The sequence below is a fragment of the Collinsella sp. 4_8_47FAA genome (assembly GCF_000763055.1).
Classification (GTDB): Bacteria; Actinomycetota; Coriobacteriia; order Coriobacteriales; family Coriobacteriaceae; genus Collinsella.
This window is the reverse complement of record NZ_KN214135.1, coordinates 5,915-14,622: the sequence shown is the minus strand read 5'-3', so window position 1 is coordinate 14,622 and position 8,708 is coordinate 5,915. Positions and strand designations below refer to the sequence as shown.

7 protein-coding genes are annotated in these 8,708 nt (G+C 61.6%); 6 read left to right on the top strand and 1 reads right to left on the bottom strand.

The annotated features are described in order from the left end of the window. The coding region (locus tag HMPREF9463_RS03415; RefSeq protein ID WP_148334180.1) for an IS3 family transposase at positions 1–263 on the top strand (263 nt) is incomplete at its 5' end. A gap of 73 nt (positions 264–336) precedes the next feature. On the opposite strand, the gene HMPREF9463_RS03410 is transcribed toward HMPREF9463_RS03415, so the two are convergent. Next, on the bottom strand, positions 337–822 hold the full coding sequence (locus HMPREF9463_RS03410; protein ID WP_035137233.1) for a CarD family transcriptional regulator: 486 nt from the start codon (positions 820–822) through the stop codon (positions 337–339). 342 nt (positions 823–1,164) lie between these two features. On the opposite strand from HMPREF9463_RS03410, the gene argS reads away from it, so the two are divergent. The 5 genes from argS to HMPREF9463_RS03385 form a co-directional block, all read left to right on the top strand. Then, positions 1,165–3,018 carry an arginine--tRNA ligase gene (gene argS, locus HMPREF9463_RS03405; protein WP_035137232.1) on the top strand — a complete coding sequence of 618 codons (1,854 nt, stop codon included), beginning with the start codon at positions 1,165–1,167 and terminating at the stop codon, positions 3,016–3,018. Positions 3,019–3,546: 528 nt separating this feature from the next. Further along, the gene (gene rho, locus HMPREF9463_RS10700) at positions 3,547–6,102 is read left to right on the top strand and encodes a transcription termination factor Rho (RefSeq protein WP_232219741.1); all 2,556 of its coding nucleotides are present in this window, start codon (positions 3,547–3,549) and stop codon (positions 6,100–6,102) included. Between the two features lie 311 nt (positions 6,103–6,413). Next, on the top strand, positions 6,414–7,814 hold the full coding sequence (locus tag HMPREF9463_RS03395) for a hypothetical protein (protein WP_035137230.1): 1,401 nt from the start codon (positions 6,414–6,416) through the stop codon (positions 7,812–7,814). A 7-nt stretch (positions 7,815–7,821) separates the two neighbouring features. Further along, positions 7,822–8,271: a VanZ family protein gene (locus HMPREF9463_RS03390; protein WP_006235485.1), complete on the top strand. Its 450-nt coding sequence runs from the start codon at positions 7,822–7,824 to the stop codon at positions 8,269–8,271. Positions 8,272–8,327: 56 nt separating this feature from the next. Further along, positions 8,328–8,708: helix-turn-helix domain-containing protein (locus HMPREF9463_RS03385; RefSeq protein ID WP_035137772.1), on the top strand; the 381-nt coding region annotated here is incomplete at its 3' end.

The window sequence follows — 8,708 nt, the reverse complement described above, 5'->3', positions numbered from 1 at the left end:
ACGAGTCCTACGCCTCCAGGCTGGAGGGGGCGGGCATCACCCAGAGCATGTCGCGCAAGGGGAACTGCATCGACAACGCCGCCACCGAGCAGCTCTTCGGCCACGTGAAGGACGAGTTCTACCGCGGCAGGGAGTGGGGCAGCTTCGGGGACTTCAAGCGCGACCTGGAGGAGTACATAGACCATTGGAACACGCGGCGCAGGCAGGTAAGATTGAAGGGCCTGACGCCGGAGGAGTTCCGGAACCGGGCCCTTGCGGCGTAGTCGCTATTTGTTCAGTCCAAGTTTCGGGGCGCAGTTCACTGTCCCCTTTGTGGTGGTTTTTGGCGCGGATGGGTTAGTTGAGGGCGGCTTGGGCTAGGCGGGCTTCGGCGTCCTCCTCGGTGACGCCCAAGGCCACAGCGAACTCCTCGATGGAGCGGCGTTTGGCCTCCTTGAGTACGCGCATGTAGTAGGAGCTGGGTTTTTTATCAGCTTCCTCGGCCAGGCGAATGCGGTGCATCATGGTTTTTGCCACGCGGACCGTCTCGGGCGCGCCCAGCTTGAGCTGCTGCTTAAAGTGTGTCTCCTCAAGTGAGCTGTTGCGCTCGGTAAAGGTGTCGCACTCCAGCTCGTCATAGTGGCTCAGCAAGTGCTCGGCATCTTGCTGCGAGATGGCGGCGTGCAAACGGTCGGCCTGCGCCACGGGGTACATGAGGATCGTCTGCGCATGTCCCTGCTTGGTCTCGAGCAGCAGCATGGGCTGCGGTGTGTCGTCCCTAAAACCGACGACGGTGCAGACTCCCTGGCCCGGATGAATGACGTGTTGACCGATTGAGAACATGCTACCTCCAACTTATACGAATTTACGTATGTCTAGAATAACACGCTGACGTGCGCAAACCGTTACTTTATGCAGGAAAAGCACACAACTCTGATAGGTAAGAGTATTCGATAACAGACGCAGCTCATTCACACCTTTACGCATTTTCAACGCCTGCATAATCTGCAGGCAGACCGGCATCTTTGAGTGACTCCATACAAGCTGTAGTCATTTTTGTGCATATGCAATATCTATTGGCTTTACCCTGCGACAGTGCCCGTCGCTTGTGATAGAGTGCTACAAACTCTGGCTTTTGCCCTACGAGTGACCAAGAGCTCGGGGGCTTTAACACAAGGAGGATCTATGCCCGAGAAGATTGAAGAGCTGGTACGCGCTGCGCTTGCTGCGGCCCAGGAGGCCGGCGACCTTTCCGCATTTGAACTTGACGATTGCGCTATCGAGCGACCGGCTGACACTTCTCATGGCGAGTGGACCTCTACCATGGCCCTGAAGTCCGCCAAGCTGGCCCACTGCGCCCCGCGCAAGATCGCCGAGGCCATCGTTGCCCATATGCCCGAGGACCCCGCGATCGAGAAGGTCGAGATCGCAGGCCCCGGCTTCATCAACTTCTACCTCTCCGTTGCCGTCAAGAATGCCATCTTTGGCGAGGCTCGCGAGAAGGGTATGGACTTCGCTAAGTCCAACGTCGGTGGTGGCCTGAAGACCCAGGTTGAGTTCGTTTCCGCCAACCCAGTTGGCCCCATGCACATCGGCCACGGCCGCTGGGCCGCGCTGGGCGACTCGCTCTGCCGCGTTATGGACCACGCCGGTTACGACATCCAGCGTGAGTTCTACATCAACGACCACGGCTCTCAGATGAACACCTTCGGCAACTCCATCAGCACGCGCTATATGCAGCTTGCCGACATCATCGCCAAGCAGGGTGTGGATATCGACGAGGCTCACAAGCTGCTGATCGCAGACCGCGACGCCTTTGTTGCCGACGAGAACGACGAGCACCCCGAGACCCATCCGTACCAGGACAACTTTGCCGAGACTCTGGGCAAGGACTCCTACGGCGGCGACTACATCATCGACGAGGCCGCCGAGTTCTGGCGCACCGACGGCGATAAGTGGGTCAACGCCGATCCGCAGAAGCGCATGGAGAGCTTCCGCGAGCGCGGCTATGTAAAGATGGTCGACAACATGCGCGACCTCTGCCACGCCGTCAATTGCGACTTCGATCGTTGGTTCTCCGAGCGCTCGCTGTATGTGAAGGACACCGAGGGCGAGACCGCCGGCACCTCCGCCGTCGACCGCGCTTTTGAGAAGCTCGACAAGATGGGCTATCTCTACACCAAGGACGGCGCCCTGTGGTTCCGCTCCACCGACCTGGGCGATGACAAGGACCGCGTTCTGATCAAGTCCGACGGCGAGTACACCTACTTCGCCTCCGACGTTGCCTATCACTGGGATAAGTTCCAGCGCGTCGACCACGTCATCGACATCTGGGGCGCCGACCACCACGGCTACATCGAGCGCGTCCGCTGCGTCTGCGATGCCTTGGGTTACCCCGGCAAGTTTGAGGTTCTGCTGGGCCAGCTCGTCAACCTGCTGCGCAACGGCAAGCCCGTCCGTATGTCCAAGCGTAAGGGCACCATGGTGACCCTGCAGGAGCTCGTCGACGAGGTCGGCTCCGACGCTGCCCGTTACACCCTCATCTCCAAGAGCTCCAACCAGATGGTCGACTTCGATATTGAGGCCGTCAAGAAGCGCGACAACTCCAACCCGGTGTACTACGTGCAGTACGCTCACGCCCGCGTGTGCTCCATCCTGCGCCGTGCCGCTGACGTTACGCCCGAGCAGGCTGACGAGATGGGCATGAAGGCCGTCGCCGCCAAGGCCATCGGTGAGAACGTCGATTACTCGCTGCTGACCGACCCGACCGAGCTCGCCCTTTCGCGCAAGCTCAACGAGCTCACCGACCTCATCGCCAGCTGCGCTCGCGACCGCGCCCCGTTCCGTCTGACGCACTTTGCTGAGGAACTCGCCGGCGACTTCCACAGCTTCTACGCTGCCTGTCAGGTGCTGCCGAGCGAGGGCCGTCCCGTCGACCCCGAGCTTTCGCGTGCCCGTCTGGCCGCTTGCGATGCCGTCCGTGTGACGCTCGCCCTGGTGCTCACCCTCGTTGGCGTTTCCGCGCCCGAGCAGATGTAAGCTACGGGTCATTTGACCGTACAGACTTGGTTTAACTAAGCCTTGAAAGCCCGATCTCCCACGGAGGTCGGGCTTTTTGCAAACGCCGACGTATTGACGAATTTGGAACTGCTGGAAATACGAAACTATGCCGGTTTACTACGATGAAATGAGAAATTCCAACCACGCCGGCTTTTCGCAAAAAAGTGCAAGGCATCTACCTGCGGTTTTAGTTCAACAAGTTTCGGAGTGGTCGCGGTTGAGCGATTCATCGTAGTAAACCGCCATAGTTTTGGCGGAGGCAGTCAGATTTGTGGGTGTTAAACCAAAGAGTGTCCCTTTTGAATAGTCGTTTAAGAACGTCCTCAATGACTAAGTTGCAGGTGGTTGCGGTTGTGTTACACTAACGCTGCGTATATGACGCAAATATCTCGATACAGATCAATGATGTCCGTCGGTATTTGACGGAGCTAGACTGTTTAGCCGCCCTGAAGGTTTATGCAGGGAGCATGTGATCACAGGGCTTGAAAAGAAAGTTGAGCAAACACTGTGTCTGATCAACAGCAAGAAAACGAAATAACGACGACGCAAGCCGCTCCCGCTGCACCGGTTGCGTTGGACCAGGTCGCGGCGCCCGCGCAAGCCTCGGCTCCTGAGACGCCTAAGGCTGCTTCGACGCCTACGCCTTCAGCGGCTGAGAAGGCCGTGCCTGCAACTGGTGAGGAGGCTGCTCCGGCAAAGCCCAAGCGTACGCGCCGCACGGCCAAGTCTGCTGCTGACGGCGAGGAGGTCACCAAGCCCAAGCGCCGTACCACGCGCACGACGCGCGTCAAGCGCACCGTTGCAGCTGACTCCTCGGAGCCGATTTCCGATGAGGTCGCGCAGGCGCGTGCGTTGGCGCAGATTAGCGAGGCTCAGGTGGTGCGCGCCCGCCGTCGTGCTGCCGAGCGCGAGGCCGCGGCTCTGACCGAGCTTGCAGCTCCGTCTGTGCCCGAGACACCTGCCGCCGACCAGCCGACCGAGAAGCCGGCACCGCGCACACGCCGTCGCACGGCTGCTAAGGCCGAGCAGGTTGCCGATCAGGTAACCCTCGAGCTCACCGAGGCTTCGGTTCGTTCCGCGGCAGGGGAGGGCGCATCGCCTGCTGAGTCCGCTGCGCCTGTCGAGGCCAGCGAAGTTCCCGTTGTCGATCCGGCTTTGCGCCCGCACCGTCGCGGTCGCAAGCCCAAGGCCTTCGTCGAGGCAGAGAAGGCCGCAGCCGCAGCTGCAGCCGCTCGGGATGCTGCGGCGACCGCCGAGTCTGCAACCGCTGCCGATGCACCCGTCCAGGATGCTACGACTTCCGAGGCCGCTCCCGCCGATGTCGAGCCCGCCGACGTCCGTCCTGGTCGCAGCCATCGTACTGCTGCTAAGCGCACGTCCAAGGCCAAGACTGCCAAGAAGGGTGCGTCCGAGGATTCCGCCGAGACGACCGCCGATGCATCGACTGATGCCGCCGAGCCCCAAGACGTCGAACAGTCTGCGTCCGAGAAGCCCAAGCGCGGTCGTAAGAAGTCCGCTAAGGCCAAGGCGTCCGAGCAGCAGGCCGAGGCCGAGCTGCAGGGCGATTCCAAGGCCGAGGCCAGCGATGATACTGCGGCTAACGCCGATGCCGCCGCAACCGATGGCGCCGCGCCCGCCGAGGCCGAAGACGGCGCTCGCCCCAACCGTCGCCAGCACAAGCGCAACGACGAGCGCAACGAGCGCAAGGACGAGCGCAACAACGACCGCCGCAACCGCCAGCGCGATCGCAAGCAGCGCAACAAGGAGCGTAATGCCGCTCCCACCGAGCCCACGCTTTCGCGCGAGGAGCTCGCGGCCATGAAGGTCGCCGAGCTGCGCGAGAAGGCCAAGGAGTTCGAGATTGAGACGACCGGCAAGAAGAAAGCCGAGCTCGTCGAGGAGATCTACGTCACCGCCGCGAAGGCCGAGGGCTTCCGCGACATCAAGGGCATCCTGCAGATTCGTCCGGACAGCTCCGGTATCATCCATGCCCATGGCTACATGAAGTCCAACGACGACGCCTTCGTGCCCGCCTACCTCATCCGCTCCGCGCGTCTGCGCACGGGCGACGTCATCGAGGGCTCGCTTCGTCCTTCGCGCGGCGGCGACAAGCGCGCCGGCCTCGCCAAAATCACGACCGTCAACGGTCTAGACCCCGAGCAGATTCGCAACCGCCCCAAGTTCGGTGACCTCACCCCGGTCTATCCCAACGAGCCGCTGCGCATGGAGCATGGCAAGGACTCCATTACCGGTCGCGCCATCGACATCGTGTCGCCGATCGGCAAGGGTCAGCGTGGCTTGATCGTGTCCCCGCCCAAGGCCGGCAAGACCACGATCCTCAAGAAGATCTGCCAGTCTATCTCGATTAACAACCCCGAGGTGCACCTCATCTGCCTGCTCGTCGACGAGCGCCCCGAAGAGGTCACCGATATGCAGCGTTCCATCAAGGGCGAGGTTGTGGCGTCGACCTTCGATATGCCCGCCGACAACCACACTCGCGTGGCAGAGCTCGTCATCGAGCGCGCAAAACGCATCGTGGAGCTGGGCGGCGATGTTGTGGTGGTGCTCGACTCCATCACGCGTCTTGCCCGCGCCTACAACTTGGCGGCGCCCGCCTCAGGCCGCATCCTTTCGGGCGGCGTCGATTCGGCGGCCCTGTATCCGCCCAAGCGCTTCCTGGGCGCAGCCCGCAATATCGAGAACGGCGGCTCGCTCACCATCCTGGCCTCTGCCCTCATCGACACCGGTTCCAAGATGGACGAGGTCATCTTTGAGGAGTTCAAGGGCACCGGCAACATGGAGCTCAAGCTCGACCGCGACCTGGCCGACCGCCGCATCTTCCCGGCTATCGACCCCGTTGCCTCCGGTACGCGTAACGAGGACCTGTTGGTTGACGAGCAGATGCGTCCGTTTGTCTTTGGCTTGCGTCGCATTCTTGCCGGCATGAACAACACCGAGCGCGCGGCCGCATCGTTTATCAAGGGTCTTAAGGGCACCAACACCAACCAGGAGTTCCTGGTGCGTTCGGCCAAAAAACACAGCGACTACGAGCAGACGTTCTAGGTTGTCATCTACACGCAGCGATAGTCATCAATGCAATAAAGGGTCGGGGCTTTGAGCCTCGGCCCTTTTCTATATCGCCGCTCCGCGCTTTTTTGACCATAAGACTGGCAAGCAGCAGGTTTCCCGTTTCAATCCGACATCGTCGCTTGCAATCGACAGGGCGGTTTCGCATAATAGCTTTTAAGCTTCGCGACGGAAAACGCAGATGAAACGAACCATATACCGTTGCTTTGGGGCATAGCCCCGCTTCATCTTCTCTCGCGCAGCCAACTGAATGATGCGATTTGGGTGCTGGAAGATGGGGAGAGCTCATGGCTTCTTCTGATGCAACACAACGAGCAGTCCTTGCCGGACTTTCGTGCGGGATCGGCCTTGCCGCTCCCGTGGTTATGTATGCCGCGACGCTGCCGTTTTCGTCGGTGAACGAGACGGTCGCGGCGGGTGCGGTTCCCTTCGCCGTGGGCGCGGTGGCGGGCGTGGGCATCTATGCCGCCTCGCTGGGTATCTCCGAGTATCGTGCGCAGCGTGAAGAGCGTCTGTTCCAGCCCGATGCCATGGGCGGTGCCGCCAATCTCAATCAGCATCAAAGCGAGTTCAAGACCGCCTCGATTTCAGCTCAGCAGCAGGATGCGACTCCTTACGCTGCGGCTTCTGCTTCTCAGGCTCAGGCGGAGCAGTCTACCTCGGCATTCCTTTCCGGCCTGACTGGTGCGTTCCAGCGCCGTCATGCCGATGATGGTGTCCCTACCATCGCTCGAGCCGCAGATGCCATGGACGAGGACGAGGCTTGGTCCATGATCGACAGTATGCTCGACGACGATTCGCCGGTGAGCTGCGACCCTGCACACTCGCGCGACGTCTATCAAGTCGCCATCGACGAGCTCACCAACGGCGGGCAGACCGGCTCCTTCAATCGCGACGACATCGCCGCCGCGGCGCGTGCCGTGTCTGGCTCCCAGGCCGCCCCTGCGGGCAGCACGGCGGCTTTCGTGGCACTCGTTGCCAACGCGGCGGCCAATAATGCCTACAGCGCTACCTCGGCGGATGCGAACGCTTCTGCCGACAATTCGTACGTTGATGAAGCCATGACCGCGGACGAGGAGGCCGTTGCCGCCCGCCGTGCCGCCGAGAGCTCGCTTTGGGGCGCTCCTGCCCAGCAGCAGGCGGCTGAGGCTGCGCCGTACAACGCAAACCTCGCCAGCATGCCTATCATCTCCGGTGCCGCGGACATCGATCTTGATGACCTCGATGAGCCTGCAGCCATCACCGCATCGATTGATGCCCAAGATCGCATCGCCACCGGCGACCTTCCGGACGCCTTGCTCGAGGTTGATGTTCCCATGGCCGATTACTCGGGCCACGAGGACATGTGGGCCGCCGCCACCGCGATTCTGGATGAGATTGACGAGCCCGCTCCTGTTGCAGCCCCCGCTCCCGTCGCTGCCTCTCAGCCTGCTGCCCCCGCCTATGTCGGCCGTCACAGCGCTGTGTTCCCCCAGGATACTGCCCGTATCTCGCGCGAGAGCATCGAGCGGGCCGAGGCTATTGCCGCCGGCATTATGGAAAACCGTCGTCACGAGCGCGTCAATCAGATCCTCGAGGAAGAGATCGAGCGCCTGCAGTCCTCTACCGCCAAGCGTACGGGCCGTGCCTACCTGAGCGTTATCGAGGGCGGTACCGCCAGCTTCGCGCCGCTCCGCGCGGAGGCATAACTTCTGCATGGTTAAGATCAATCGAAAATGGGCGGTTGTAACCTGCCTGATGGCGCTCTTGATCTGGGGCAATTCGCTGGTTCCCGGCTCGGGGTCGGGCTCGCTGAGCCTAACGGTCATGGAAGCTATCCGCGGTTTCCTGCACGGCGTGGGACTTCCATATGAATGGGTGACCAACTTTGTTGTTCGCAAGTGCGCGCATTTTACCGAGTATATGGTGCTCGGCATCCTGGCAACGCACGCCTTTGATTTTGAGGGACGGCGCACCTTTGACGTGCTGCTGCCCACGGCGGTGTTCCTGCTGCTGATTCCCTCGATCGACGAGACGATTCAGCTCTTTGTGCCGGGACGCGCCGGCATGATCACCGATGTGATGATCGACTGCTGTGGAGCGGCAACGGGCGTTGTGCTCCGATATCTCTTACGGTCGCTGATGTGCGCCAAAAAGGCCGCCTAGGACGTATTGTTGAACTGCCTCCCATTTCTTGGACATCGGGAAATGGGAGGTTTTCCATGAGTATAGACCTCAGGGTGAAGCACGACCTGGAGTCCAGGAGGCGGGCCGTCGAGCTCTTCGACGCCGGCGTCGGCTGCAAGCCGGCGGCCGAGGCCCTGTCCGTCCCCCGCGAGACCGTGAGAGAATGGCAGTGGGTATACCGGGCGTTCGGAAGCGAGGCGCTGCTGTCCATGGGCGGGAAACAATCCAGGTACACATTCGAGCAGAGGGTCGCCGCGGCGTCGGCCGTGGTCGACGGCGGGATGGCGAAGGCCGACGCTATGGCCGAGTTCGGGATCAGGTCGAAGTCCCCGCTGGAGCGCTGGTGCAGGCTCTACCGCGAGGGCGGCGCCGAGGCGCTGCGGCCCCGCCCGAAGGGCAGGCCGAGGGGGTCGAGG